Annotated in this window: 25 protein-coding genes, 1 tRNA gene and 3 pseudogenes; 13 read left to right on the top strand and 16 right to left on the bottom strand. The window is 53.1% G+C overall.

Translation table 11 applies throughout. The features are described from left to right. Nucleotides 1–5 precede the first annotated feature (5 nt). From BRW62_RS00785 to BRW62_RS00775, 3 genes are all read right to left on the bottom strand, one after another. Complete coding sequence (locus BRW62_RS00785) at nt 6–1,241, bottom strand: response regulator (protein ID WP_099797661.1); 1,236 nt, start codon at nt 1,239–1,241, stop codon at nt 6–8. Between the two features lie 303 nt (nt 1,242–1,544). Next, the gene (locus BRW62_RS00780; protein WP_099797660.1) at nt 1,545–1,871 is read right to left on the bottom strand and encodes a 2Fe-2S iron-sulfur cluster-binding protein; all 327 of its coding nucleotides are present in this window, start codon (nt 1,869–1,871) and stop codon (nt 1,545–1,547) included. A 321-nt stretch (nt 1,872–2,192) separates the two neighbouring features. Continuing rightward, nucleotides 2,193–2,266 (bottom strand) — tRNA-Val (locus BRW62_RS00775). A 139-nt stretch (nt 2,267–2,405) separates the two neighbouring features. On the opposite strand from BRW62_RS00775, the gene BRW62_RS00770 reads away from it, so the two are divergent. Both BRW62_RS00770 and BRW62_RS00765 read left to right on the top strand, forming a co-directional pair. Continuing rightward, nucleotides 2,406–3,698, top strand: coding sequence for an efflux RND transporter periplasmic adaptor subunit (locus BRW62_RS00770; protein WP_099797659.1), 1,293 nt, complete (start codon nt 2,406–2,408; stop codon nt 3,696–3,698). 248 nt (nt 3,699–3,946) lie between these two features. Then, entirely contained in the window at nt 3,947–5,110 is a 1,164-nt protein-coding gene (locus tag BRW62_RS00765) for a glycosyltransferase family 4 protein (RefSeq protein WP_099797658.1), read from the top strand. A 483-nt stretch (nt 5,111–5,593) separates the two neighbouring features. Here BRW62_RS00765 and BRW62_RS00760 read toward each other — a convergent pair whose 3' ends face one another. The 6 genes from BRW62_RS00760 to murD form a co-directional block, all read right to left on the bottom strand. Then, nucleotides 5,594–6,658, bottom strand: coding sequence for an adenosine deaminase (locus BRW62_RS00760; RefSeq protein ID WP_099797657.1), 1,065 nt, complete (start codon nt 6,656–6,658; stop codon nt 5,594–5,596). Between the two features lie 397 nt (nt 6,659–7,055). Then, nucleotides 7,056–8,018 (bottom strand): DUF362 domain-containing protein, encoded by a 963-nt coding sequence (locus BRW62_RS00755; RefSeq protein WP_099797656.1) that lies wholly within the window; start codon nt 8,016–8,018, stop codon nt 7,056–7,058. 55 nt (nt 8,019–8,073) lie between these two features. Continuing rightward, a complete protein-coding gene (locus tag BRW62_RS00750; RefSeq protein WP_099797655.1) occupies nt 8,074–8,880 on the bottom strand; it encodes a DUF1838 domain-containing protein in 807 nt (268 codons plus the stop codon). A gap of 2 nt (nt 8,881–8,882) precedes the next feature. After that, nucleotides 8,883–9,554 (bottom strand): hypothetical protein, encoded by a 672-nt coding sequence (locus BRW62_RS00745; protein WP_099797654.1) that lies wholly within the window; start codon nt 9,552–9,554, stop codon nt 8,883–8,885. Nucleotides 9,555–9,566: 12 nt separating this feature from the next. Next, complete coding sequence (locus BRW62_RS00740) at nt 9,567–10,727, bottom strand: AI-2E family transporter (protein WP_099797653.1); 1,161 nt, start codon at nt 10,725–10,727, stop codon at nt 9,567–9,569. Between the two features lie 4 nt (nt 10,728–10,731). After that, nucleotides 10,732–12,096, bottom strand: a complete 1,365-nt coding sequence (gene murD, locus BRW62_RS00735) for a UDP-N-acetylmuramoyl-L-alanine--D-glutamate ligase (protein WP_099797652.1) — start codon at nt 12,094–12,096, stop codon at nt 10,732–10,734. Between the two features lie 173 nt (nt 12,097–12,269). Between murD and BRW62_RS00730 the strand changes: the two genes are divergently transcribed. Next, entirely contained in the window at nt 12,270–12,704 is a 435-nt protein-coding gene (locus BRW62_RS00730; protein ID WP_198406078.1) for a hypothetical protein, read from the top strand. Here BRW62_RS00730 and BRW62_RS00725 read toward each other — a convergent pair. The 3 genes from BRW62_RS00725 to BRW62_RS00715 all read right to left on the bottom strand — a co-directional run bounded on the left by BRW62_RS00725 (nt 12,701) and on the right by BRW62_RS00715 (nt 13,681). Beyond that, complete coding sequence (locus BRW62_RS00725; RefSeq protein ID WP_099797651.1) at nt 12,701–13,039, bottom strand: hypothetical protein; 339 nt, start codon at nt 13,037–13,039, stop codon at nt 12,701–12,703. The genes BRW62_RS00730 and BRW62_RS00725 overlap by 4 nt on opposite strands. 32 nt (nt 13,040–13,071) lie before the next feature. Then, nucleotides 13,072–13,386, bottom strand: a complete 315-nt coding sequence (locus BRW62_RS00720; protein WP_198406077.1) for a hypothetical protein — start codon at nt 13,384–13,386, stop codon at nt 13,072–13,074. Nucleotides 13,387–13,456: 70 nt separating this feature from the next. Then, nucleotides 13,457–13,681, bottom strand: coding sequence for a replication restart DNA helicase PriA (locus tag BRW62_RS00715; protein WP_099797650.1), 225 nt, complete (start codon nt 13,679–13,681; stop codon nt 13,457–13,459). A 467-nt stretch (nt 13,682–14,148) separates the two neighbouring features. Here BRW62_RS00715 and BRW62_RS13595 point away from each other — a divergent pair, with 467 nt between their 5' ends. Both BRW62_RS13595 and BRW62_RS00710 read left to right on the top strand, forming a co-directional pair. Beyond that, nucleotides 14,149–14,514 carry a hypothetical protein gene (locus BRW62_RS13595; RefSeq protein ID WP_227517468.1) on the top strand — a complete coding sequence of 122 codons (366 nt, stop codon included), beginning with the start codon at nt 14,149–14,151 and terminating at the stop codon, nt 14,512–14,514. Next, nucleotides 14,454–15,848 (top strand): N-acetylmuramoyl-L-alanine amidase, encoded by a 1,395-nt coding sequence (locus tag BRW62_RS00710; RefSeq protein ID WP_227517467.1) that lies wholly within the window; start codon nt 14,454–14,456, stop codon nt 15,846–15,848. The genes BRW62_RS13595 and BRW62_RS00710 overlap by 61 nt, the downstream gene beginning before the upstream one ends. Nucleotides 15,849–15,853: 5 nt before the next feature. Here BRW62_RS00710 and rfaE1 read toward each other — a convergent pair. Together rfaE1 and BRW62_RS00695 are read right to left on the bottom strand one after the other, a co-directional pair. Continuing rightward, nucleotides 15,854–16,878 (bottom strand): annotated as a pseudogene (gene rfaE1, locus BRW62_RS00705) (D-glycero-beta-D-manno-heptose-7-phosphate kinase). 217 nt (nt 16,879–17,095) lie between these two features. Further along, a complete protein-coding gene (locus tag BRW62_RS00695; RefSeq protein ID WP_099797649.1) occupies nt 17,096–18,265 on the bottom strand; it encodes an RNA-guided endonuclease InsQ/TnpB family protein in 1,170 nt (389 codons plus the stop codon). 95 nt (nt 18,266–18,360) lie between these two features. On the opposite strand from BRW62_RS00695, the pseudogene BRW62_RS00690 reads away from it, so the two are divergent. The 4 genes and pseudogenes from BRW62_RS00690 to aroC form a co-directional block, all read left to right on the top strand. Next, a pseudogene (locus BRW62_RS00690) lies at nt 18,361–18,981 on the top strand (RNA-guided endonuclease InsQ/TnpB family protein); the annotation flags it as partial. Between the two features lie 15 nt (nt 18,982–18,996). Continuing rightward, nucleotides 18,997–19,245, top strand: a complete 249-nt coding sequence (locus tag BRW62_RS14935) for a transposase (RefSeq protein ID WP_099797648.1) — start codon at nt 18,997–18,999, stop codon at nt 19,243–19,245. A gap of 80 nt (nt 19,246–19,325) precedes the next feature. Further along, nucleotides 19,326–19,667 (top strand): HesB/IscA family protein, encoded by a 342-nt coding sequence (locus BRW62_RS00680; RefSeq protein WP_099797647.1) that lies wholly within the window; start codon nt 19,326–19,328, stop codon nt 19,665–19,667. A gap of 101 nt (nt 19,668–19,768) precedes the next feature. Beyond that, nucleotides 19,769–20,832, top strand: a pseudogene (gene aroC / locus BRW62_RS00675) (chorismate synthase). Here the strand turns inward: aroC and BRW62_RS00670 are convergent. Then, complete coding sequence (locus tag BRW62_RS00670) at nt 20,800–21,525, bottom strand: Bax inhibitor-1/YccA family protein (protein WP_099797646.1); 726 nt, start codon at nt 21,523–21,525, stop codon at nt 20,800–20,802. The pseudogene aroC and the gene BRW62_RS00670 overlap by 33 nt on opposite strands. A gap of 94 nt (nt 21,526–21,619) precedes the next feature. Next, nucleotides 21,620–22,504, bottom strand: a complete 885-nt coding sequence (gene murI, locus BRW62_RS00665; protein WP_099797645.1) for a glutamate racemase — start codon at nt 22,502–22,504, stop codon at nt 21,620–21,622. A 190-nt stretch (nt 22,505–22,694) separates the two neighbouring features. On the opposite strand from murI, the gene sppA reads away from it, so the two are divergent. The 4 genes from sppA (at nt 22,695) to BRW62_RS00645 (ending at nt 26,094) form a co-directional block, all read left to right on the top strand. Continuing rightward, nucleotides 22,695–23,519: a signal peptide peptidase SppA gene (gene sppA, locus BRW62_RS00660; RefSeq protein ID WP_099797644.1), complete on the top strand. Its 825-nt coding sequence runs from the start codon at nt 22,695–22,697 to the stop codon at nt 23,517–23,519. Between the two features lie 18 nt (nt 23,520–23,537). Further along, nucleotides 23,538–23,975 (top strand): chorismate mutase, encoded by a 438-nt coding sequence (gene aroH / locus BRW62_RS00655; RefSeq protein ID WP_099797643.1) that lies wholly within the window; start codon nt 23,538–23,540, stop codon nt 23,973–23,975. Further along, a complete protein-coding gene (locus tag BRW62_RS00650; RefSeq protein ID WP_099797642.1) occupies nt 23,972–24,430 on the top strand; it encodes a CBS domain-containing protein in 459 nt (152 codons plus the stop codon). Before aroH ends, BRW62_RS00650 begins: the two co-directional genes overlap by 4 nt. 122 nt (nt 24,431–24,552) lie before the next feature. Beyond that, nucleotides 24,553–26,094, top strand: coding sequence for a CapA family protein (locus tag BRW62_RS00645; protein WP_099797641.1), 1,542 nt, complete (start codon nt 24,553–24,555; stop codon nt 26,092–26,094). The last annotated feature ends 65 nt before the right edge of the window (nt 26,095–26,159 follow it).

Here is a 26,159-nt window from a genome sequence, read left to right as displayed (position 1 = left end):
CACCACTACGTTAGGTACTGAAAAACCATTTTTAGTAGCTCTGCTTGGGTAAAGGGCTTGGTCATGTAGTCTGTTGCCCCCACAAGGCGTGCCTTTGCCCGGTCAATCAACCCTGTGTTCCCCGTAACCATGATGATAGGTAGAGACTTAAAGTGTTGATGATTGCGAATGACCTTACAAAACTTATAGCCATCAATGTTAGGCATTCCCACATCGAGCAGAATCAAATCAGGCTTGAGCCGCATCACCTCCATTAATGCTTTAACCGAATCACTCAGGGCAATGACCTGAAACGCATCGTCTGCCAAAAACCGCTTGATTTCATTGAGCATGGTAGGGCTGTCGTCAATGCAGACAATGGTAAAGGTACGGTTGGGAACTTGGGAGGTGAAAAAGCCACTGGTTAGATCTTGGCTGTCAGCATCCTCTGTGGTCACCAGTTCCTGCAATAGACTGGCATCAAAGTTAGGGAGAAGATCAAAGGGACGCTGGGGTTCACGCACCACAACAGCCCCCTTTTCAATCAAGGGCAGGAGACTGCGCACCAGAGAAATTTCATCCTGATTCATCAGTACCGCCAAATGACGGAAGCTAAACCCCCGCAGCATTGACCCTAACCGTTGCTGTTGTTCCGGCGTCAGATTGACTTGGGCACTGCTAAAAAAGTAGGGCCGCTGAAACGGGGATGTAATTTTGTGCCCTAAGCTTAACCACTGCTGAATCTGAGCTTTACAAGCAGCGACTAAACGCGCTGTATCAAAATGAGTAGCGATGGGAACATCAAAGTAGGAGACAAGCTGGTGCTGCCCTTTCGTCAGGTGCAAAAATGATTCGAGGACTTCTAGAATGAGTCCCTCTACCACTTGGCGAAACTGCTCAGGGGTGATGATACCTTCCTTGAGGAGCCAGCGCAGACTTTCGTATTCGTAAATGGGGGTGGGGGTATTCGCCAACTCCCACTGCTGTCGTACCTGTGCTCGTAAATCGCGATCTAGTCTTGGCACCTGCTGACTCAAACGCCGCAGGTGTCGCTCGAAGCGATCGCCCGGATCAATACTATGGGTGGCATAAATAAGACTGCCTTGATGCAGATACAAAAACCACTGCTGCTGCTGTACCGTTAGCTTGAAGCACCCTGTCCCCCCCGACGTTGCCAGTTGTTGCAAAAGACGCTCCGGCTGCACCGCATCTACAAACTGCGGCTCCGTGCTACTGCTCAACCCCCGATCTGATGTCATCATACCGACCTCCAAACTGCCGCCTTTGCCCCAAGATCCGCAGAACCCCAAGGATCGCCAGCACGTAAGTTAAGACATCACCTTGCTGGCCTGCTGTGGCGACAAGGCTCCACACGGCTGCAAATATCCTGCACCACTACAAGAATGATGTGATGTGATGATTATATTAAGGTTTGACGACCTAATTATGAAAGAAAACTTCAGAAAAGTTAATGACTTGAAAAAAATGAACAAATAGCCAACAACTTTCTAATTCAAACCATCAACAAAACTCAACAAACCAACTCAAGATTAATTTGATTAAACTTAAGTTAAGTTAAGTAAATTATCTTCTTCGTGAGTAGAAATGACGCAATCAGACGTAGGGTAAGCAGCACACAACAGTACAAAACCAGCTTTTAGTTCCTTTTCTTTTAGGAACGAGTGATCAGACTGGTCAACGGTGCCCTTGAGGATGCGACCTGCACAGTTGACGCAGGCTCCAGCACGACAGGAGTAGGGCAGTGGAATACCTTGAGCCTCGGCGGCATCGAGGATGTATTCATCGGCATGAACCCGAATGGTTTTGTTGAGACCCTTTTGTTCATTGACTAAGGTGACGTTATATACTTTGCTATGATCACGCTTTGTCATTCGTGTTCTCCTGAAAAATTTTTTTTGAGAGCAAGGAGCCTAATAGCTTGTGCTGGCTGGCAGTTTAGAGTAGTTTCTATCTCGCCATTTTCACTTTAGGCAAGTTTTTGCCGCAGCTCCTATTCTAGCAAAGAACTCCCTACTAAAGATCCGCCGCAATGCTCCGCCCATAACCGTTGAGGCTTGGGGGGTGGTGTTTGCGTAGCGTGCCGAAGGCATAGCGGCGGGCGTCCCTAAAGATAGCTAATAGCGGCTAGAAATATCTAAGGGAACTATCCCATAAGTGCTGCTGAGAACTGGGCTGTAGCCTCTGAACCTTGATGGACACAACTGGACTCGAACCAGTGACCCCCACGATGTCAACGTGGTGCTCTAACCAACTGAGCTATGCGTCCTTGGATTAATTACTATACCATGACTACCCAGCACTTACCAGCACTTGAATGCCCCTACTCTCTAAACTGCTAAGGGTGGGGGAACTGCGGCAAACCCGTAACATAACGTTAGAATGGGTAAAACATTGCAAAAATATCCATGGCGGCCTTTATCCCCTTTGTTGGTAAACCCTTGCAACGGTGGCGATCGCTGCTGATTGGGGGCATTGTGGCTGGCCTCATTGCCAGCGGTAGTCTGATTGTGTGGCGATCGCGCCACAGCCCCCTTGACGTAGATCGCTACACGGTGCCGGTGATGGATAGCCGTGATTTGGTTGCCCGGGTTGCTGCCACTGGGAAGGTGGTACCGGTGCAAACGGTCAACATCAGCCCTAAGCGCTCAGGGTTACTCACAGACCTCTACGTGGAGCAGGGAGATGCCGTGAGGGCAGGTCAGGTGATTGCCCGCATGGACAACCGCGATGAGCGGGCACAGCTTGCCCAAGCCCAAGCCAACTTAGCTGATGCCATTGCCCGGCGCGATCGCACCGTTGCTGGCAACCGAGCCGAGGAAATTGCTCAAGCCCAAGCTCAAGTCCGTGCTGCCGCCTCCCGCGCCAAATTAGCCCAAGAACGGCTGAACCGGAATGAAGCCTTAGCTGCCGAAGGGGTGATTCCGCGGGATACCCTAGATGAACTTATTGCCAACCGCGACAATGCGATCGCGACCTTAAACGAAGCCCAAAAGCGTCTGCAACTGTTGCAGCGAGGCTCTCGTAGTGAAGATATCCGCCAAGCAGAGGCGGCAGTAACCGCAGCGCAAGCCCAAGTCCAAGCTGCACGGGTGGCCTTGGAAGATACCGTGATCCGCGCCCCCTTCGATGGAATTATTACCCAGAAATATGCTGTTCCGGGGGCTTTTGTGACTCCAACCACCTCTGCCTCAACAACAACATCGGCTACTTCTACCTCAATTGTGGCGATCGCTAAAGGGCTAGAAATTTTAGCAGAAGTGCCAGAGGTTGATATTGGCCAGGTACAATTGGGGCAGCCCGTGGAAATTCGCGCCGATGCCTACCCCGGGCGAACGTTTCAGGGGCGGGTGCGCTTGATCGCTCCCGAAGCTGTGGTGGAGCAAAATGTTACCTTCTTTCAGGTGCGGGTGTCCCTCCTGTCGGGGCTAGCGGAACTGCGCTCCGGGATGAATGTCGATTTGGATTTCCTTGGTCAAAAAGTGGCGAATGCCCTCCTAGTGCCAACAGTGGCGATCGCTGTCGAAAAGGGCAAGACCGGCGTTTACGTCGTGGGTGCGGATAACAAACCGGAGTTTCGCCCCGTCACCATCGGCAGTAGCTGGCAAGATCAAACCCAAATCATCACGGGTGTCACCGCTGGCGAGCGCGTGTTCACAGATTTCCCAGATCAGCTGCGTCCCAAGCAGGAGACCAACTAACCAAGGGAAAACGCGATGACCCTGCACCATGTATCCATTCGCACCACCGATATTCACCGGTTATCCTTGAGCACCACTGTAGTTATCATTCTCCGTCTGGCCTGAGAAGGCTGGTGTTCCCTGCCATTATCATAATCATACGGTGCCTTGAGAATATGCCATCTCCGCTGTGGCCTATTGTCCAGCACTCCTATAGGGTAAAGGAAAGGTGTGGGGTTACCCGCCGAATAAGCTAAAAGGAATAATGTGTGACTCTTCATATTGCATGGTTAGGCAAAAAATCTCCCCCCTGCGGTAACGTTACCTACAGTCGGGAAATTACCAACGGCCTGCTAGACCGGGGATATCAGGTCAGCTTTTTGCACTTTGCCCAAGAGGATGAAAATGAAGTGGAGCAAGACGGCGAGTGCCCCGATGTTCCACTGCCATGCCTCTACAAGTCACAGGTTTATACGCTCCCGTCTCTGCGGGCGAATAAGGTATTGGTAGAATCCCTAAAAAAGCTCAAACCGGATGTTGTCCATGCCTCGTTAACGCTCTCGCCCCTTGACTTTTTTCTGCCGGATATTTGTGCTGAGTTAAAAATCCCTTTGGTGGCAACGTTTCACCCTGCCTATAGCGAAAAGTATCGCACCCTCTCGGCAGGCACCGCCTTAATGACCTATCAACTCTATGCCCCGTTTCTTGCTAATTACGACCGTGTAATCGTTTTTTCGCAGGCACAGAAAGAGTTGTTAATGCGTCTTGGGGTTGGTGCGCAGACGCTGCTGATCATTCCCAATGGCGTGGATACTTGCAAGTACACCCCTGGACATTCAGGTGCCAAGGACGAGTTTAAGGCGCGCTATTTATACGTCTATCAGGGCAGAATCGCCATTGAAAAAAATGTTGAGGCGCTCCTGCGATCGTGGTGCGCCGCAGATATGCCGGAGGATTGCAAACTCCTGATGGTAGGTGGCGGTTCCCTCATGCCATCCTTAATGGCACATTATGGTCCTGAACACAATATTCTCTGGTTAGGCTCGGTAGTGGACGATCAGCGACGGTTGGAGATCCTGCGCGGCTGTGATGTCTTTATTTTGCCTTCGCAAATTGAAGGGCTATCTCTGTCGCTGTTGGAGGCAATGGCCTGTGGTTTAGCTTGCTTGGCCACGGATGTAGGCGCTGATGGCGAAGTCCTGACGGGAGCAGGGATTGTGCTGAATCCACAGTATGTTAAGACCCAACTCCAAACCTTACTACCCATGTTTTACCACCATCCAGAGATGATCCGGCTACTGGGGGAAAAAGCACGGAAACGAGTGCTCGAAAGCTATAGCCTGAGTCGCAATCTGGATCGCCTTGAGGTGTGCTATCAAGAGGTTGTGCATTCCTATGCGCATCCCGTAGGAACATCGCGATCGCCAGCTTAGAGTAAGCCCCTCTAGACTAGACTTGACTTCTCTCCTCCTTGAAAGAGAGGGGATTCCCAAAGGATGCTACGCAACGGGCTGAAGCCGCGTTGCTTCGCTTTTCCCTTGAGCTGTCACCCACAACTTAATGCGGGTGGGGGCAGTCAAAGACCCCCTACTCACCTCAAGCATTTCTGCTATTGGGACTACGTTTATGTTTCGGTTCGTGGTTTCGCGCTTTTCAACACTAGCCAATTCGATACGCTCAACATCCTGCCATTGCTTGCAGTGGTTTAGGCTTGCCGCCAAAGCGGTAGTGACTTACGTGCCGGGATTTCTCCGTACTAGGATGTTTCTTCGCGTAGTTGATACGCCTACTTTCCACGTCTCTAGTTTAACACATAGAGAGGGCTAAAGCCCCCTGAGTTGGCTGTATCCCCTCGCTAAAGCGGAGGGGTTTTAGCCCGCCCACATCACTCCTATAAATTGGCGACTAACGCCGCTTTATGGTTTTTCCGCCCCGCACTCAAGTACGGAGCTACCAAGCACCCCCAATGTGTTCTGGAGCAAGTGACTCAACAGTAGGGCGGGAGGGTGATCGTGGGGCCAGGCAAAGGCATGGCGAAAGGCCGCTTCTTGGCAGGCTTGCAGTTCCTTAAAGTTAAGGATGTCGTGGGTGAGTAAGTTTTCGTACTCGAAGGGCAGGCGCACGTTGTGCAAGCCAGCATTATCGGTACAGATAGCGACATCAACCCCCGCTTCAAAACAGCGGCTAAACACTAAACGCAACTGGTCGTAGCGTTCGAGGGTGCCGGTTTGAAAATAGGTGGTGGGACACACCTCAAGGCATTGCCCTGCCGCTGCTACCTCTGGCAGCAACTCAGGATAGCGCAACGGAATTTGAATACCATGACCAATACGTTGTAGGTACGGCAGGAGTTGGGGGTAGCACCCGTTGGCGGTTTCGTAAAGGTGACCCGTGGTCTTTAAGCCGCGATCGCGGGCATAGGCATAGAGTTGGATGAATTCTCCAAGGCGATCGCCATAAACTGAGTCTCCCCCAGCTAAATCAATGCCGCAGACAAACTGAGGGAAATGAGCCGCCAAATCGACAATGGCTCGATTCACAGCGTAGGGTAGCCGCGTGTGCATACAGAGAATTTGGCTGGTGACTATCGGATACTCAGGCACTTGGCAGGCTAAGCCGACGGTTTTCACGACATCCGCCATTTGCTCAATGCGACTGGCCTCGCTGAGGTGGGGATCGGTGCGCAGGTAAGGCGTATAGCGTAGCTCTAGATACGCCAAGTTTTCAAAAATGTAGGCACCGCGAATCAACCGAAAAATAAAGTAGGGTAGTGTTTGGAGGGTTTGCACACTCTCTACTAAGGTGTGTAACTCTAAATACTCGTCAAGGGATTGGCGGGGCTTGGTGTAAAACGTTTCAAATTCGCTATAGTCCGGGAAGCGAGCCGCACGCGACGGATCGTTGCGCTGGAAGTAACGCCAGAGGATACGCGGCACAACCGAGCCACCTAAATGCCGATGCAGTTCTGCGTAAAGTGCCATACCAACTCCTGCTGTTGCTGAATCTGGCCATGAATTGCTCTCATCTCCAACCCTTCTCCCTAGGGAGAGGGGAGCTAAGAGTCTTGTTCCCTCTCCCAAAGGAGAGTGCTAGGGTGAGGGCGGTAAAAGACTCAAACCCGAAAATCATACTTCTGTTCAGGAACACCCCAACTCCTTAATGCTGGCCAAAACGGAACTTAAGGATAGGCTGCCCGATGCTCCAGACATCTAGGCCATCAACAGCACACGAAGAGTGAACTTACCGCGTATCTTCGTCAGTAGCTGCCCAGCCCATCAGATCAGGTGAGTCGCTCAGGTGTGATCGTTAGCTACTGGTACAAACGCCCATGCTCTTAATGTTAACAAATTTTACAAGGTTCTGAAAACCGTACTTCTCCTAAGACTGGTGGGTATAGGTGGCTAAGGGTTCTTTAATCCAGCGGATATACAGATGCTTGAAGGTAGATTTCAGGACGCGGGGGGCACCAAAATCGATGGGCATCATCTGGCTGGGCAGTTTCCAGTCTGGAACCTGTAGTTCTTCTGGTTGCGCCAAGGGAAAGTGTAGCTCCTCGAGGGTGTAGTTTAAGCCGAGAGCCGTCGCTGCGCGCTGGGTGGGGATGCGCTCTGGATCAACATTGAGAATGGCCACCATGGCGCGGTCAAGGGCAAAGACATTCTGGCTGGCCGCTAATATATTCAAGGGGCGGGGGGTGCCACCGCTGGGGCCATTGCCTTCATGGCCGATAATGCCGTCCATAATCGTCAGATCGGGGCTGATGGCGCGAGCCGTTTCCACCAGCATCCGCCCGAAGCGATCACTATCTTTACCGGCTTCCATGTGCCACCATGCTTTCATTTTGCCCGGCACGCAGCCAAAGAGATTTTTCACACCAAGGGTAAGCGTGAGTTGGACGTGGGATTTGACTTTCGGCAAATTAATGACCACGTCGGCGGCCATGGCCTCCTTACTGAGGCGCAGATGCTGAAACTCAGGATTGCTGGTACTGTAGCGATCGCCATGGAATTCAATCACGGGCAAGTTCAGCGCCTCAATAAAGGGGAGATAGCCATTGTTGCGCGCTACCCCCAAGGCAGAGCCAAAGGCAGGGCCATCCCCCAAAAAAGGCTGCCCCCCAACCGCCTGCACCATTTTGGCCACACAGTACACTAGCTCAGGACGGGTGACGCATTCGTGCTTTGGGCGTGCCCCTGTGAGCAAGTTGGGCTTCAGGAGGACGCGATCGCCGGGTTGAACAATGGCGGCCATGCCGCCAAGGGGCGCCAACAGTGCCTCCAAAGACTGGCTCAACACCGCCACATCGTAGGTAGCAGCCCGCAATAAACTAACCGTCGGCATCCGCAACTCCTTTCAAGGTCACTGTTTGCAGTGTGCCACAGGATTCTCTATTGGATCACAGCGGAAAGGTTTCTCCGGCTAAATAGGCCTCAAAATGCTCTTGAAAATAGAGCCATGAGGTCATATCCGCCCCGTCGCGGTAGGTAGTGGGGGCTTCGCAATAGTGGGGCAATCGTTGCAGTTGCTCTTGCAGTAACCGCGGCAGCGCAGCAACCTCAAAGGCTTTTTGGCCACTGGCACTGTAGATCAGGTAACCGGGGCGATCGCCCATTTTCATCCACGGCAACCACGGGCCAATGCGGCTCCAGTAGAGCTGGACATCGCGAATTGTTGAACTCTCCTGCTCCTTCAGATCAGCCGTTGCCACCGTCAGCTTAAATAGCTCGACGGCTTGGTACAGCGGCTGCGGGCTATACTCACCAAACCGGGGGTCGCTGGCAAGGGGATTGGCATAGTAGGGAAACAGATCAAACTGAAACGTAGTTGTGGTTGCCCTCACCTGGGCGGGCACCTCGCGGCGAAACAGCCCCTGTACCGGATCATTAGCCACAGGAATCACGGTTAACACCTCCTGTGTCCAAGGATTGCGCCAGCGATCGCCCACGGTATTTGTCTCTGGGTCAAGGTAAAACGTTAGCTCGCGGGATAAAAAATACCAACCCGATTCTGGATGAGGCACACAGCGGGCAGCACTCATGCCGACAATGTTAAAGAGGTGGCGGCGCGGTTCCTGCGGCACAAAACTATACACTGCCCCTTGCCACACCATAAACGTAGTGTCCCCGGCCAAATCTGCCCGTACCCGCACCCAATCCCGGGCAGCAACCCACTCTTGATAGGATTCTGCTGTAGCTGTCTCCATTGTTACTCACCCCGCACTGGAATATTGGCCGCCTGTAGCTGCACATCTTGGTTGGGGTAACTGGCTAAGCGCAGGGTAACGGTTGTTGTGTCCGCAAGCAAACTTTTAGGAATAGTAATGACACCGGTTGCTAGATCACTACCCGCGGGAAGCTCGGTGGGTAGCCCCTCCGTCAAGGCACTGAGAAGGTTCCCGTGATCATCTTTCACTTCCAGAAACGTATAAATAAACTGAATCCCTTGGCTACTGTCATTTTTGAGGGTAACGTTCAAAAGCAGGTCTTGGCCAATAGACTGGACTGAGCGAACTTCTAATCGCACCCCTTTATCCTCTGCCACAATCGGCAGGCTACTCTGCTCACTGGCCTGTGGCTCAGGGGCTGCGGGATGAGTAGGGGCGGGCACAATGTCTCGCTCCGTTGAGGTGTTACTCATGTCGGCAATGGTGGCTTGGGTGCGGGCAATAATTTCAGCCTCATCAAGAATGGTGGGGCGCTCTTGACCACTGTGGCTGAGGGCATTGCCAAGAATTGGATTGACCACGGGTTGCGAGACCCCCCGCAACGAGTCCCGCCCCACGTAATAGCCGATAAAAGCCGTTACTGTGGTAATGACTCCCGTCAAGGCAATCAGTACCAATGAGGTGAGAAGACCGGGATGAATTACACGCAGCATCGCCACTATCTCCTAGGATGGATTCATTTTGGAGGAAAACGTGGTTGTTGGGGTAGGGGGTGCGGATAATTCTAGCTGTGAAGAGTCTTCGAGGTTCAGGCGCGATCGCACACTCACGAGAAAGGTTTTAATCACTACGGCAATGGGGACCGCAATCACCACCCCTACTAGACCAGACACCCGCGCCCCAGTCAAAATGGCTAAAAAGACCCAAACCGGGTTGAGACCAGTGAAGCTGCCAATGATTCGCGGTGCCACAATATTTTCGAGAAGTTGTTGAAACAGAAAGGAAAACCCGCACACCTTCAGAGCAAGCCAGCCATCTTGCAGGGTCACTAACAAACTGACGGAAATAATGCCCACCGTGCCGCCAAAGGGAACCAGCGCCATCACGCCGATAATCACCCCAAACAATAAACCGTAGGGCACTTTCAGGAACACAAAAATTGTGGTGAGACCAACCCCCATACACAACGCAAGAATTAACTGGCCAATAAAATAACTCTCAAAGCTCTTGCGAATGGTCTCTGAGGCGGTGGGGCGTAAGGTGTCTGGTAGCCAGCTAATTAAACCGTCCCAAATCTCATCGCCGTGCTGTAGAAGGTAAAAGGTCAAGACCACCGTCAAGATCACGTTGATAATGACATCCACCACACTGCTGACAGTCCCTAAAATCAAGTTCAGGGCTTCACGGGCAACGGCCTGTAGTTGATCTTTGAGCTTTTCCAGCAATTGGTTGGCAAGGGCATCAATATCAATGGTGACGGGTAAGTTCAAGGTATCAATCCACTGGCCAAACTCTAAGAGCCGTCGTTGGCTTGAGCTAAACCAGTCGGGTAAGCGGGCGATGAGTTGCTGCGCCTGATTTAAGACATTGGGTACTAAAACAATGCCAACAATGGCAATAAGCACTAGCGCCAGCAAGAAGACTACGACTGCTGCCGGTCCGCGGGGATTGCCTTGCTCTTCGATCCAACGCACGGGGTAATTCAAGAGAAAGGCAAACAGGGAGGCTAAAATTAACACCGCCACCAAGGGGCCAAAAAAGCTGAGAATTGAGGCAAACGCCCAAAAGTTTAGGGTCAAGAGAGGGGCGGCTAATGCAATGATCAGCAGGCGACTCCCAACGGATAGGCGGCTCCACCAGTGGATAGGCGCTGGAGACTGGCTCATAGGGCTACAATTCTAGACATAGTTGACGAAAGTGCTCACCGCGCTCTTCAAAATTCTGATACTGGTCAAAACTGGCACAGGCGGGGGAGAACAGAACTGTTTTGATGGGATATTCAGTAACGAGATCTGCAGCAACTGCCACGGCGCGATCGAGGGTTTCCATAATCTCATAGTTGGTAAAACCAATGGCCTCAAGGCGGTTAGCAAACTGAGGAGCCGCTTCGCCAATGAGTAGCACCCATGCGGCTTTTTGTTGAATGAGGCTGAGCCATTCTTGATCATCGCCCGCTTTGGGTTGGCCCCCGGCAATCAAGACCACTGGGGCGGTGACTGATGTTAGGCCAATCGCTGCTGCGTCGTAGTTGGTGGCCTTGCTGTCGTTAATCCATTGCACGTGTCGCCAAGTACAAATGGGTTCAAGGCGGTGGGGCACGCCTGAGAAGTTGGCAACAGCGTTGGCAATGGTGAGGGCAGGAATGCCAGCAAGATAGGCTGCGGCAACCGCTAAAAGAAAGTTTTGCTGGTTATGCTGACCGGGCATTTTTAAGAGGCTCACAGGTACTAGGGGCTGCTCTTTGACCCATACTTGTCCGGCTTCGATGTAAATCCCTTGCTCAATTCCTTTAGGGAGTGCTGCTGCCCCGTGGATACTGGTCCACCATGCCTGCGGCCAGCGATCGCGGAGGTGGGTGCGCAGGTAGGGGTCATCCCCGTTAAGAATGGGTTGGTGAGCACTATTGATTAGGTGGGCTTTTGCTTCAACGTAGGCATCAAGGGTACCATGGCGCTCGAGGTGATCTGGGGTCAGGGTCGTCCAAAGGGCAAATTTAGGGGCTAGCGGCGGCAATGACTCTAACTGATAGCTACTAATTTCGGCAATGACCCAGTCGAGGTCACTGCCGGTGAGGGCAACTTCACAGATACTATTGCCGATGTTGCCACAGGCGGGTGCGTTGTAGCCTGCGGCTTGAAAAATCGCGGCGGTGAGGGCTGTTGTGGTGGTTTTGCCGTTGGTGCCCGTAATACACACCCACGGTAGATGAGCAAGGGTATTCCAAGCAATTTCCACTTCTCCCCGCACGGGAATACCGGCTTGGCGCGCGGCAACCAAACTAGGACTGTGCCATGGCACGCCGGGGCTAATCACAATTTCGCTAGGGCGCTGCAGACCTAGGGTGGTCAGGGTGTCTAAGTCGAAGCGGTAATTCAGACAGACCCGAATTCCTTCGGCTTCGAGTAGCTGTTGCTGTGACTGGAGGGCGGGGGTTTGACGGGCATCACTCACCTCCACTTGCCAGCCTTGACGCTTGAGTAAGCGAGCCGCAGCGATACCGGAGCGCCCCAAACCAATAACATGAACGGTTGGCATAGTGACTACAGTTGACAAAAACCGAAGTATGGAGACCTGACGTTGAGGATGCTTTGCCGAGGTTGTAGCAACTGTCAGTATGACCGCGAACAGCGAAATGCTAGGCTAAAGAGCGATCGCCAACACAAGGTTTTACGTCTTACACTTTACCATTCTCGTGGCTGAAAGATTTTATGATGCAGTTCTTGAGAACCGTTTGGCTGTGCAGTGTGCTGCTGGGAAGCATTGGTGTGGCGTTACCGGTAGTCACTCCAGCGGCGCTGGCACGGCGGCGGGAAGCCCCTAAAGTGGTGAAGGTGACTGCGGTTACCCTCGAAAGTGAAAACATTGCCGGGGTGTGGTATCACCGCCTGACGGGGCGATTGATCAATGAGACCGATCAGCCCGCTCGCAACATTCAAATCTATTACGAAATCTATGCGCCCAATAGCAATCGAATTGTTGATGCTGGTTCTACAACCCTTAAGTCTCGTGTGGTGAACAGCCAAGCAGAGGCAGAGTTTTTAATTATTCCCAATGCGGCGGGTCGGGTCAAAATTACCTTGGTAGAATGGCTCAGTGGCGATCGCGACTATCGCTCCCATCCCCAAATGCAAGAGTTTCCCTAGGACTTGTCTGCGGTTGTTTCCATAAATAGCCATTCATCCAGACCGGCGCTGTTTGCACCCAGCAGGGCGATCGCCTCTTCTAGGCGGCTGCGCTGCACATTGGCCTGACTCATCCGTTTGGCATCGGTGGTCAATAGCAGGTAGGGGCAACTCTCGCTGGACTGGATAAAGGTTTCAACGCCGCACACAAGGGGATGCATCTCAAAAAAATGGTGCAGGGCGATCGCCTGCTCTAGGGTTTCACTTTCTACGAACCCCAAAGCGCGCGTGAGGGCATCCCAGACATCGTTATCGTCATCCCGGAAACTCACCTCAGTAAAATAGCGGATCCCCATGGTGATTGATCCCTAGGGAGAGATTTGGTGGCTTAAGGAGTAGTGATGGGAGCCGCGTTATCCTGGCGGACGGGGCTGGCATCCCAGAACTTGCGATCGGAGCCACTGTTGAAGTAGGCAACATCCGACATCGTCAGCGGTGACTCTGCCTCAATCATCGGCGACCCTTGGCTCAGGTACCCCACGCAATCATTCATGAGGCTGTACACAAAGATGACGCCGCCTGCTGAGACTGCCACTAACCCACTGGCCAGCAGCAGAGAAAAATCCTGTAGGCGATAGGCACCGTGCAGCAGCCGCACAGACCAGAGCACTAATGCTAAAACCAGTAGAAGTAAGATAGCCATATGTAAACTATCTTAACAACTCTCAGGATTTTCCTCATTAATCTTTAGATTCTTCTAAGAAATTTCTTGGCTAGCACAGAGCAGTGGTGCGTTCAAGGGTGCAGGTCAGGTTTGCGCCATAGCAGCCAACATGGGTTATTTCGGGGGTGTAGGCCTCCAACACTCGGCCGGTGCGATCGCACATGGTCATCAAATAGTCACAGTGAGGACACTGGGTATGAGTAACAGAGCCATAGCGCTGTCGCAGTGCTAATTTACCACAGTGAGGGCAGTGAATCGTTTGCATCGTCACCATAATTAAATGATCCTTAAATTCTTTTACTAGGGGTTGAAAGTGTGATAAGCAATGCTGCGTATGGAAATGAATTAGAGCGGACATACGAAGCAAATAACCATTACGCAACATTAAGGAAATTTATGATTAGGAACATATTTAATTATGCGGTGAATTCAAGGCGCTGACAATGATCCCAATGTTAAAAAATATATTTACGTGCTGGGGATCAACGAATTCACCAAATGATTTGGGGCAGCATTAAAAATCTTCTGAGAAAATCGAATGTGTCTTTCGTTCAAAATTCAACTTAGATCTAACGGGGATCACAAACTATGCAACAATTGTCAACACTATGCCTCTGCCCCTAGAACGCTCCCTTAGGTGAGTAGAGAGGCTTAATAGAGGCTCAATAGTGTTAAAAGAGGTTACAAGGCTGAGTGAATTCCCTCTCGTTATTGAGCTGCGGCGTTAGTACACTCCTACTTATGCCGGTTGCTGGGGTTATGGCTGCACCACAGTTGCGGGTGGTTTATCCGCCACCACAGCATACAACCACCGCGCCGCAGATTTTTTTTATTGGTACCGCCCCGCCCGAGATGCCGGTGACGATTAATGGGGTTCCGGTGGGCGATCGCTCCCCCGCCGGACACTTTGCCCCCAGCGTGCCCCTTCAGCCCGGGGTGAACCGGATCACCGTGACGGCAGGCAAGCAAGTTTTGGCATTTACAATTACACGCGCAGTGGCAGCCCCCCCACGACCCTCAAGCCGCTGGAGCCAACGCTGGATCTGGTGCGCCTCCCCAACGATATTGTTTGCTTCACAGCAACCGCCCCGCCCAATCGTTCCGTAGCGATTCAACTGGGTGGCGATCGCCTCGCCCTAGCGCCCTTGCCAGCAATGATCCAGTTACCCTCGAACTTAGCGGCACTCATTGACCAAGCTGCGGTCACTAGCACCACTGCGCCCCTCTACCGCAACTGCCGCCAACTCAGAGCACCGGGTGACTATGGCACTGTGCAATGGCAGATGGGGGGGAATCCTCCTATCACCTTGGCAGGTGCGCGGATTCAAGTGGCGGATCCGGCTCAGCGACCGGTGGTTGAAGTCACTCGCGAGCTTGGGGGTGTGGCTCGTACCGGAGCTGGCACCGACTATTCCCGCTTAACTCCTCTACCCGTGGGAACCCGTGCCCGGGTGCAGCGGCAAACTGGGGATTGGCTGCAACTCGACTACGGTGGCTGGATTCGCGCCAACGACGTCCGCTTTCTCGCCAGTGCCGTGCCCACAACTGCAACCATTCGCAGTATTACTAGTCGCCAACGATTGGGCTGGACAGAGGTGATCTTCCCGCTCGATGTGCCAGTGCCCATCGCCATTGACCAAGGCGATCGCCACCTGACCCTCACCCTGTACAACACCATTCCCCAAACCGACATTATTCGCCTTGATGCAGATCCCGTCATTCAACGCCTTGACTGGCAGGCCATAGGCTCAGATAAAGTGCAATACCGCTTTAACCTGCACCACCGCCAACAGTGGGGGTACCGCGTTGCCTACGAGGAAACTCGCCTTGTCCTGCAACTGCGTCATCCGCCCCGCATTCAACGGGGGTCTCGACCCTTGGCAGGTCTCACGATCTTGCTCGATCCCGGCCATGGGGGTCCCGATGATCTGGGAGCGCGGGGGCCGGATGGCACCCCAGAAAAAGTGGTAACGCTGGCCGTCGCCCAGAAACTGGCACCGGAACTTGAAGCCCTAGGCGCTACTGTGGTGCTCACCCGTACTGAGGATATGGATCTGGATTTGCCAGATCGGATTCTCGCCATTGAGGCAGCCCAGCCAACCCTTGCCCTGAGCTTGCACTACAATGCTCTGCCGGATGCTGGCGATGCCCGCAACACCCAAGGGATGGGTGCCTTTTGGTACCATCCCCAAAGCCATGACTTAGCCGTATTCCTCGCAGAGTACCTCAGCCGCAATTTAGGACGGCAGCAGTACGGGGTCTTTTGGAACAACTTAGCCCTCACCCGCCCAACCGTTGCCCCCGCTGTTCTGTTGGAGTTGGGTTTTATGATCCATCCTGAAGAATTTGAGTGGATTGTGAACCCCCAAGCGCAGCAGCAGCTTGCCCGTACCTTGGCGCAGGGAGTTCGCCAATGGCTGGTGCAGGCGATCGCCGATTAAGCCAGTTAGTCTGTTTCTAGCAAATGATGAAGTGCCGCCGCCATTTCCGCTGTGGTGGTGGTAGCCGTTCCAAACCGACGCACAACAATACTAGCAGCCAAGTTACCCAGAACTGCCGCTTCCCAGAGGCTTGCCCCCGCAACCAGCGCTAAGGTCAAGGCCGCCACGACAGTATCTCCTGCCCCCGTGACATCAAACACATCGGTGCGGTTAAATGCCGGTAAATGACTGGGCGGTTCGCCATGGCTAAATAGGCTCATCCCAGCATCCCCTCGGGTAATGAGGATGTGCTTGGCCGCAGTCAGCTCCAGTAAGTCTTGGCCAGCCCTCAGCACATCATCGGGACTGCGAATGGCATATCCCACCGCCGCTTCGGCTTCCGGGAGGTTGGGCGTAAACAAAAAGGCGCCGTGGTATCGGGGTAGATCCCGCTGCGTATCCACAATTGTGCAGTGGTGCTGTAGGGCAGCTTGGATCACCGGTGGCGTGAAGACACCATCACCATAGTCGGAGCAGACGATCGCATCAGCACTGGCAGCATGGTGGCGAATAAAGGCTGCTAATTCCTCTTGCAGGCGTGGATGGGGTAGCTCATCAGACTTGCGATCGACCCGCACAATCTGCTGAGTGACCGACTGGCGCGCATGACCTGAGATGCGAGTTTTGGTCACTGTGGGTCGAGCCGCATCCCTGAGAATACCCTCGGTGGCAATCCCCGCTGCCTGAAAAATATTGCAAAGGGCTTGTCCTTGGCTATCGTCGCCAACGACTCCCACCGCCTGTACCGTTGCCCCCAACTTAGCCAAGTTATAGATGGCATTGGCACCCCCCCCGGAACTTGGCGGGTGGTTTCATGGCGCAAAATTAAGACCGGTGCTTCCCGCGAGAGCCGCTCCACTTGGCCGGTGAGGAATTCATCGAGGGTGAGATCCCCCACCACCAGTAGTTGTGCCCGTGTAAATTGATCCAGCAAGTGCAACAAACGCGGTTGTGCCGCTAGTAATTGCTCCCGGAGTGCTGTTTCTAACATGATGATTTGTCTTCTAAGCGCTGGGGTCTTTCTTAAACTACTTGCCCGTCTGGAACGTTGCCAAAGCATAGTTGTGCTGGCTTCGTGTTACCTGCCCAGAACCGTCAAACGCCCATGATGAAGTTCCTCTGGGATAGACCAAAGCAACACCTCCACCAACTTCGACAACCTTGTTCTCAGTAAGTTGCACCAAATTGTAAACTTCCCCTGACTGAAGTCAGGGGCTTTCAGTAGCCCTGAGCCTGTTATGTTCTGCAAGAGAACAAGACAAGCCCGAACCTCTAGGCTGGTTTACAACAGCCCCCAAAAGCGCAATTACACTAGCACCATTGAAATCTGCGTCTCCTGTCCAGCCACAATGCCCGCACTTAAACTGCTTCCCAGTGCGATAGGACTGCTTTGGGTCGGGGTAAATATGCAGGCAGCTGTGGCAAGTTTGACTACTGTAGCGAGGATTAACTAGCACTAGTCCCACACCTGCTTTGAGTGCCTTGTAGCTAATGAAGCTACGCAGTTGGTAAAACGCCCAACTGTTGGCACGCCTACGCTCTGTTTTAGAACGAGGTACTTGATTAGTGCGCTCCCGTATCCCTGTCAGGTCTTCCAAAGCAATAACACTGCCCGTTGCTTTTGCCCTTGCCACAATGGTCTTAGAAATGCAGTGGTTTACCCATGCCTGAAAGCGTCTCTCCCTGCCAGATAGCCGTTTCACCAGTTCCCGACATCTACGCCTAGAACTGCGTGTGCCTTTACTAGCCTTGTGCTGGAGTACCGCCCTCAGTTTGGAGTAGTGGTCTCGTACCTTAGTTAACTGCTGTCCATGCCAGTTGTCTCCTTCCGATGTATGTGCAATGTCTGTCCTACCAAAGTCAACGCCCAAAACCCCATGTCCAGTCTGAGGTTCTGGCACTTCTTCCTTTACTTGGATGTGGATATAAAACTTACCATCTTTGCGTTTGCAGAGAGTGGCAGAAGTAGGCTTCTTGCCCTTGAGTTTTTCTATCTGGTAGTTACCCACCACTAAGGGAATGCGTTCCCGTCCGTTTAGGGTGGAGAGGCTAACGCATTGTTCTTTCGCTCTGTAGTCAAACAGGCGAGCATCATAATCCACAGAAGTAGCCCTGAATCCCTTAACCTTTCCCACCTTGCGGTTAGCGGCAACTCTGGCACAAGCCCTGACAGCCAAGTTAGCGGTTAAGCCGAATTGCTGTCGTACTGCTCTGTAAACTTCTTTCTGAATACGGTTCTTGTTAGTAATGCTGGGGCAAATGGTACTGTTGATGTATCTGCAAGCCTCAGCGAAGCCCTGCAGAACTTGGTCTAGCTTGACAATTTGCTCTGCAGTGGGATTTAGTTGACAGACAATGGTCAGTATTTGCTGTGGCATGAGTTCATTTTATGCGCCTAAATGGTAATATGGCAACTGAAGTTGCTAAAGGAGCTTTCCTCCCCGCACTGAAGTACGGGGCTTCCAGCCCTACCCGATGTGAAATCGCTAAAACTAGTACCGATAAAGGTTGGGATGCTAAGCAGTTGAATCAAGTCCGAGATCATTTCGCCAAAGTGAGAGCATCGCTCCAGCAAAAAGCCTCGAAGGGCACACGGTCGAGTCGGCGTAGATGCCGACAAGTCCTGCAACGGCTGTCGGGGAGGGAGAGACGTTTTCAGCGATGGCTCAATCATTCCATCAGTGCATCCATCATTCGTGAAGCAAAACAACTCCATGCCATGGTTGCTATCGAGGATTTGACAGGCATTCGAGATAGAATCAACCAGCAACCGAGAAACACGACCGAGCGGAGACGGTCTAACAGTTGGGCATTCTATCAGTTGCGACAATTCTTGGAATACAAGGGTATCAAGGAAGGAGTTGAGGTGGTTGCTGTACCACCTGCCTATACCAGTCAAACCTGCCATTGTTGCTTGCATATTGGGTTGAGAACTGAAAAAAAGTTCAAGTGTGGGCATTGCGGATGGATTGGTGATGCAGACCTAAATGGAGCAATCAATATTGCGCTTTTGGGGCAGTCCGTAACGCTGCCTGGAGGCTCCTGGCTGGCTTGCGAGATAGCCGGAGGGCTACAGAAAGCCTCGCCCTTCTAGGACGGGGAAGTTTACTTGCTGATTGATGCCCATCCCATGATTCAGCCTGCCAATCTAGTAAAAAACCTAAAATCTGTGTCCTCTAGACGAATGCGGCAAGAGTATTCTGACTACTTGAAGCAATTCTTTTGGAAACCCTATTTCTGGAGCAGGGCTTATAGCTGTATCAGTGTGGGAGGACACGCCAGCATTCAAACACTGTTGGCGTACATTGAAGATCAAGCGTCCCCAGACGATCCACGCCCTTCGCGAACTGACGATTGAATGCGAAGCATCAATCGCAAGATGCGCTCAGGGATTGCTCAAAGCACGATATACTGGTTTGCGCTGATTTTATCGTCACTATGGTGGAACTAACCACAGCAGCGGTTCAAGAACTGGAGCGATTACAGGCACACCAAGGCAAGCAGCAGGCTGGCAGTGTCTTTCGCATTTGTGTGGAGCCAAGTACCTGTGGCGACTGGAGCTATCATCTAGCGTTAGTGAGGGAACCCGAAGCTACCGATGTGGTGACTCAATCCCAAGGGTGGACGATCGCCCTCGCAGCACAACACGTGCCGTTGCTCAAGGGACTACGGGTGGACTATGTCGAAGATTTGATGGGGGGTGCGTTTCGCTTTCACAACCCCAATGCTGCTCAAACCTGTGGCTGTGGCATGGCCTTTAGTCTGCCGAAAGAGGGCTAAAACAAACGTAATGAAATCCATTGTTGGTTGAGTCGAGCATGGGGAATACCTTTGGGCATTTGTTTCGGGTCACAACTTTTGGGGAGTCCCACGGGGGAGGGGTGGGGGTCGTGGTGGATGGCTGCCCGCCGCAACTTGACCTTTGTGAAGCAGATATTCAAAAAGAGTTGGATCGCCGTCGCCCCGGTCAAAGCCGCCTGACAACACCACGCCAAGAGGGCGATCGCTGCGAAATTATCTCCGGAGTCTTTCAGGGCAAAACCCTCGGCACTCCCATTGCCATTTTGGTGCGCAATCAGGATCCCCGTCCCGCTGACTACGCCGATATGGCACAGGTCTATCGTCCCTCCCACGCCGATGCCACCTATGACGGTAAGTACGGCATTCGCAACTGGCAGGGAGGAGGTCGTTCCTCCGCTCGTGAAACCATTGGGCGGGTGGCCGCAGGGGCGATCGCCCGCAAAATTTTAACCCAGGTGGCCGGGATTGAAATCATTGCCTACGTTAAGCGAGTTAAAGACATTGAAGCCACGGTCGATCCCGACACCGTCACCGCCACCGCAGTGGAGGCCAACATCATGCGCTGCCCCGACCCCACCACCGCCGAGCAGATGATTGCCCTTGTGGATGCGATCCGGCGGCAGGCCAACTCCATTGGCGGTGTCATTGAATGTGTGGCTCGCAATGTGCCCGTAGGGCTAGGCTCCCCAGTGTTCGACAAGCTAGAGGCAGACCTCGCTAAGGCACTCATGTCCTTGCCCGCCAGCAAAGGGTTTGAAATTGGCTCTGGGTTTGCGGGCACCCTCCTCACAGGTCTGGAGCACAACGATGAATTCTATGCCGACCAAGCAGGCCGTATTCGCACCCGCACCAACCGTTCTGGCGGCATTCAAGGGGGATTTCCAACGGTGAAAATATTATTTTGCGAGTGGCCTTTAAGCCCACCGCAACCATTGGCCAACGCCAAAAAACCGTGAATCAAGCGGGAGAAGAAACTATCCTAGCGGCAAAAGGGCGGCATGATCCCTGTGTCTTACCTCGAGCGGTGCCCATGGTAGAGGCCATGGTGGCCTTAGTCCTGTGCGATCATCTGCTCAGAGATCATGCCCAATGTCACTTACTTCGGAGTGAGTCACCCCTGGCGGCGATTAAACGCGATCAATAAGCGGAGAATAAAAATAAACAGGTTGATGTAGGTCAAGTACATCGAAAGCGCCGCCGCGAGGTACTGGTCATCGCGGTAGGTGCGAGGCAAGATAAAAAAGTCCACCACCGCAGCGCCGACAAAGAGCACTACCCCAACACCAGAGATGGCAATTTCCAAAAAGGTGGGGGTAAAGACGCCAAAGAAGCTAAACAGTAGTTGGGCAACCAGCACCACCAATAGGGCAATGATTCCCAGTTGCACCGTTTTGGCAAGGGCAAAGCCATCGCGCTCTGACAAATTCGAACCAATGGGGCTAGCTGCCATAAATGTGATGCCGCACCCCCCTGCTGCAATCACAATCCCCATAATGCCGACGGTGCTCAGGGCAACATAGATCAGACCCGCAAGGGTATAGCCCGACAGCAAGCTATAGGTGGCAAGTAGGGGGACGGCTGCTCCATTATTACCTTTGGCCGCCACACCTTGGGCAATGAAAAAGAGAGCAATTTCAGCAATAATTGCCACAATAAAGGTGGGCATAAACAGTTGTGGTGCGGTACTGATAACGCCCAAGCCACCCCAGCTACCCACGGCAGTGAGAAGAAGGCCACCCCCCACAAAGGGAAGTGCATTGCGGATGACGTTAGGCCCCACTAGGGCGCTACTTTGGGCTTGGCGAATGGCATCCTGAAAGTTACTGGTACTACTCACGAGGTTCCTCCGAGGGTAGTCAATAGAATTCACTGGCTATCCCCACAGGGATAACTAACTTCTATTGTGCCAAAATTTCCCTAGCAAGGCAGGTTCAACTGGCAACAACGGCAGGCACCGTGGGCAGGGTGATCTCAACACTATAGGACTGGCTGAGGACACTCAGGGGTAGGTGTTGAGTGCGGGGGTAGTACCCTAACCACTGGGAGGCAAGTCGGGCAAACTGCTCTGGAGCACCACTGACGTAGAAGTGAACGTGCCCTTGGTGCGCAACCGTCTGGAGAGAGAGCGCTTTCAGGGCATGGGCAGTGCTATGGGCAACAGTTGTCGCCGGATCAAGGTGATGAACTGAACTGGGAAGGTAGTCCGCAATGATGTGGCGCAGGTGTGGGTAGTGGGTACACCCGTACACTAAGGTGTCGAGTCCAAATTCAATCAGAGGGGCTAAGGCTTGGCGAACACTACGGCGCACTCGCTCGCCGCTGAGGCAGTTACTTTCAATTAAGGGCACAAATTCCGGACAGGCCACTTGGGCGATCGCCACGTGGGGGGAGCACTCCTGCAGTACCCGTACATAGGTACCACTTTTAACGGTGGCAGGGGTCGCAATAATGCCAATGCGTTTACCAATGGTGACAGCGGCCTGAGCAGCAGGTTCAATGAGTCCCAAAATGGGAAAGGAAAATTCATGGCGCACCTGTTCTAGGGCAAGGGCAGAACTGGTATTGCAGGCCATGACGGCCATTTTGATCCCCCGATGCTGCATCCACGTGAGGATTTCCCGCACGTACTGGAGAATCTCACTGCGGCTGCGGGTGCCGTAGGGAAGTCGTGCTGTATCCGCAAGGTAAAGAAACGACTCCCTTGGCAACTGAGCTTGTAGGGCACGTAAAACCGTTAGGCCACCTACCCCGCTGTCAAACACGCCAATCGACCCTGTAGGATCGAGTCCTTGGGTTCCCTCGTACCAGTTGTCCACTCCGACCTCACACCAAACATTTGAGCACGTTAGCGGGGTTGCTCAGCACCACAGTCGTGGCTAAGCAACCACACTGAAATCTAGTGCCACTCTAGCAGCTTTTAGCAGCCATGGAATCCTTTTACAACTCGCTGCTACAGTAGAAGTCTGAAGAAAATGCTGATCACGCAGGACTGAAGATTATCTGCCTATGCCTTGGCCACTGTTCCGTAGCTATCGCCACCAGATTGCTCGCCTTGAAATTACCGGGGCGATCGCCAGTGGGACGCGCAAACGAGTTCTCAAAGCCTTAAAGACGATTGAGGAGCGGGGGTACCCAGCGCTACTGCTGCGCATCGACAGCCCTGGTGGCACCGTGGGAGATTCCCAAGAAATCTATGGGGCGCTAAAGCGACTCCGCTCAAAGATCAAGATTGTTGCTAGCTTTGGCAATATTTCCGCTTCCGGTGGGGTTTATATTGGCATGGGAGCCGAACATATCATGGCCAATCCGGGCACCATTACCGGCAGCATTGGCGTTATTTTGCGCGGTAACAACCTGCAACGACTCCTCGATAAGGTGGGGGTGTCCTTCAAGGTGATTAAGTCTGGCCCCTATAAGGATATTTTGGCCTTTGACCGCGAGCTGACTGAGGAGGAAACTCGGATTCTGCAAGAGTTGATTGATACCAGCTACCTACAGTTTGTGCAAACCGTTGCCGAAGGCCGCAACCTAGAGGTTGAAACGGTACGGCAGTTTGCCGATGGCCGGGTGTTTACAGGGGAGCAAGCTCTTGCCCTTGGCTTGGTGGATCGCTTGGGCACCGAAGAGGACGCGCGGCGATGGCTAGCAGAGTTAGCGGGCTTAGATCCAGAGAAAGCCAAAGTACACACCATCGAGGAACCTAAGTCCCCCTTGGCGCGGCTCCTTCCCCGTCAGCAGGAAGAGCGACACTACCCGTGGCGTGCAGGACTGGAGTGGCTAGAATTTGAAATGGCCACCCATGGGCTTCCCCTGTGGCTCTATCGCCCCTAAGCTGGATACAGTAGCTGCATGGAGGAGCATAACGTGGGCTGGCGTGTCCGAGCAATTCGTGGAGCAACCACCGCCACTGAAAACTCTATTCCAGCTATCCGTGAGGCAGTGCTGGAACTCCTCAGCGAAATCGAACGGCGCAACGCCCTTGATTTCTCGGAAGTGATTAGTGTCACGTTTTCGGTCACTCGGGATCTAGATCAAATTTTTCCGGCGGCGATCGCCCGCGAGTGCCCCCACTGGCGCAATATTCCGCTGTTGGATGTCCAGCAAATGCACGTTGAGGGGGGCTTGCCCTACTGTATTCGCTGCCTGATTTATGTCAATACCCCTAGCGCCGATCACCCCATTTACCATGCCTACTTGCGCCATGCCCAAAGTCTCCGGCCTGATCTGGCAGTGAATGGTGGTTACCCTTCCCTTGAACTGTCCTCTCATTCCTTGGGTTCGCTATGACTGCTGTTGTTCGTGATTACATGACCCCCAACCCTTACACCATTCGCGCCGATGCCCCGATTACTGAGGCCATTAAACTCATGGAGGAAAAACAGGTGCGGGGGTTACCGGTGCTTAACAGCAATGGCACCCTTGTGGGTTTAGTGTCAGAGGCGGATTTAATTGTCCGGGAAGCGCCCCTAGAACCACCACTGTACATTACGTTTTTAGGGAGTGTCATTTACTTTGAGTCCCCAGAATCCTTTCATCAGCACCTGAAGAAAACCCTAGGCCAGCAGGTACAAGATGTAATGACCCCTAACCCCCATACGGTGTCTGTGGATGCGCCTATTTCCGAAGCTGCCCGCCTGATGGTGACCCACCACATTAGTCGCTTACCGGTTCTGGATCACGATGGCCAACTGGTGGGGATTATTAGTCGCCATGACTTATTACGGGCGTTGCATAACAATTAGCTTGGCGTGACGTTTGCTAAATTGGTCTGTTTCTTAGAATGATCCTTGGCAGTATCCCCTAGAATAACGGCAGGGTGGCTCACCCCCAACATTCTCTGACTCAAACCTGAAAAACAGGCTGTATGGCAGCATCTTTGGAGCTACTGTGGCAGGACGCGCAGCGGGGTCAAGCGGAGGCGATCGCCCAATTGATGAACCGCACCCTAAATCTTAAGGGAGTTCATGCCCTCGTGCGACGGCGGGGTGACTGTTTACAAATTATGTTTGAAGCGGGGCGATCGCTGCCTCCCGACGCCTGTGTCCAATTTGTCCTCAAAGGTCTGAAGCGTCTGAGTCCTCAAGGAATTCTCAGTGTGCGACTCCACGGTCGCCTCAAGGGGGAAGAGTGGCCGGAATGGACACAGACTGTACAGCTTAAGGAGAGCTTAGCGGCTGCTGGGGCTGAAGCAATGACTCTGCCTGCCGCCGTTCCCCCTACAACACCTAGTAAAACGAGGCAATCGGGCGTTACTGCGGTTACCCTTAGCGTGTTGGCGATCGCTAGCACGGGGGTTGTGGCGTGGGCCGTACAGAATCAACTGACTGCCGAAGTCGCACCGACGGACACTCCGGAGCCAACCCCCGCAGTCACCACACCACAGCCAAGCCCTCCCGCCATTCTCCCTCCCTCTACTGCGGTAGAGCGTCGCCTGCGCATTAAAGCGGTGGGGGATATGGTCTTGGGAACGAATTTTCCCAATAATCGCCTTCCTGCTGATCCACAAGTACTATTTGCCCACGTTAAGCCCCACCTACAGGGGGCTGATATTCTCTTTGGCAACTACGAAAGCACCCTCACCGATTATCCCCATCCCTTCAAAAACACCAGCAGTGGTCGCAGCTTTGCCTTTCGTTCACCTCCCAGCTATGCCCAGCTCCTGCGGAACACTGGCTTTGATGTGCTGAGCGTGGCAAATAACCATAGCTATGACTTCAATGAACAGGGCTTTCGGGATACGATGCGCCACATCAACGCCGCAGGCATGACCGCCGTTGGTGACCTGAATCAAATTGCTTATCTTGAAACCAATGGCATCAAAACCGCCTTCATTGGCTTTGCCACCTACCATGGCCAAAACCGCATCCAAGACCTGAATGCAGGGGCAGCACTGGTGCAACAGGCCAAGAAGACGGCTGATATTGTGGTTGTCACCTTCCACGGTGGCGCTGAAGGCAGCGACCAAATCCATACTCGCGATCGCACCGAATATTTCTACGGCGAAGATCGGGGTAACGTGGTGCAATTTGCGCGGGCAATGATTGACCAGGGGGCCGATTTAGTCCTTGGTCATGGCCCGCATGTCCCTCGCGCCCTCGAACTCTACAAAGGCCGCCTCATTGCCTACTCCTTGGGCAACTTTGTGGGCTACCAAACCTTGGGTAGCTACGGTAACCTCGGTAAGTCCTTGATTCTCGATGTAGAATTAGACGGCTCAGGTCAGTTTCTTCAAGGCAAGATCATTCCTGTACGCATCGACAATCAGGGCATTCCCCACATTGACCAAAACTTTGCCAGTGTGCAACTCATTCGCCGTTTAATTCAGGCGGATTTCCCAGCCACCCCCCTACAGATTGAACGCCTAGGCAAGATTGTAAGTACCGAAGAGCCGGCTGAACCGCGATAGCTCACTCAACCAGTTGGCTGAGCCGGAATCGATATGAACCAGACAACGCCACTAGCCAGCAGCCA

This window comes from Thermostichus lividus PCC 6715, from assembly GCF_002754935.1.
Taxonomy (GTDB): domain Bacteria; phylum Cyanobacteriota; class Cyanobacteriia; order Thermosynechococcales; family Thermosynechococcaceae; genus Thermosynechococcus; species Thermosynechococcus lividus.
The sequence above is the reverse complement of the archived record's forward strand: the minus strand, read 5'-3'. Positions and strand labels throughout refer to the sequence as shown.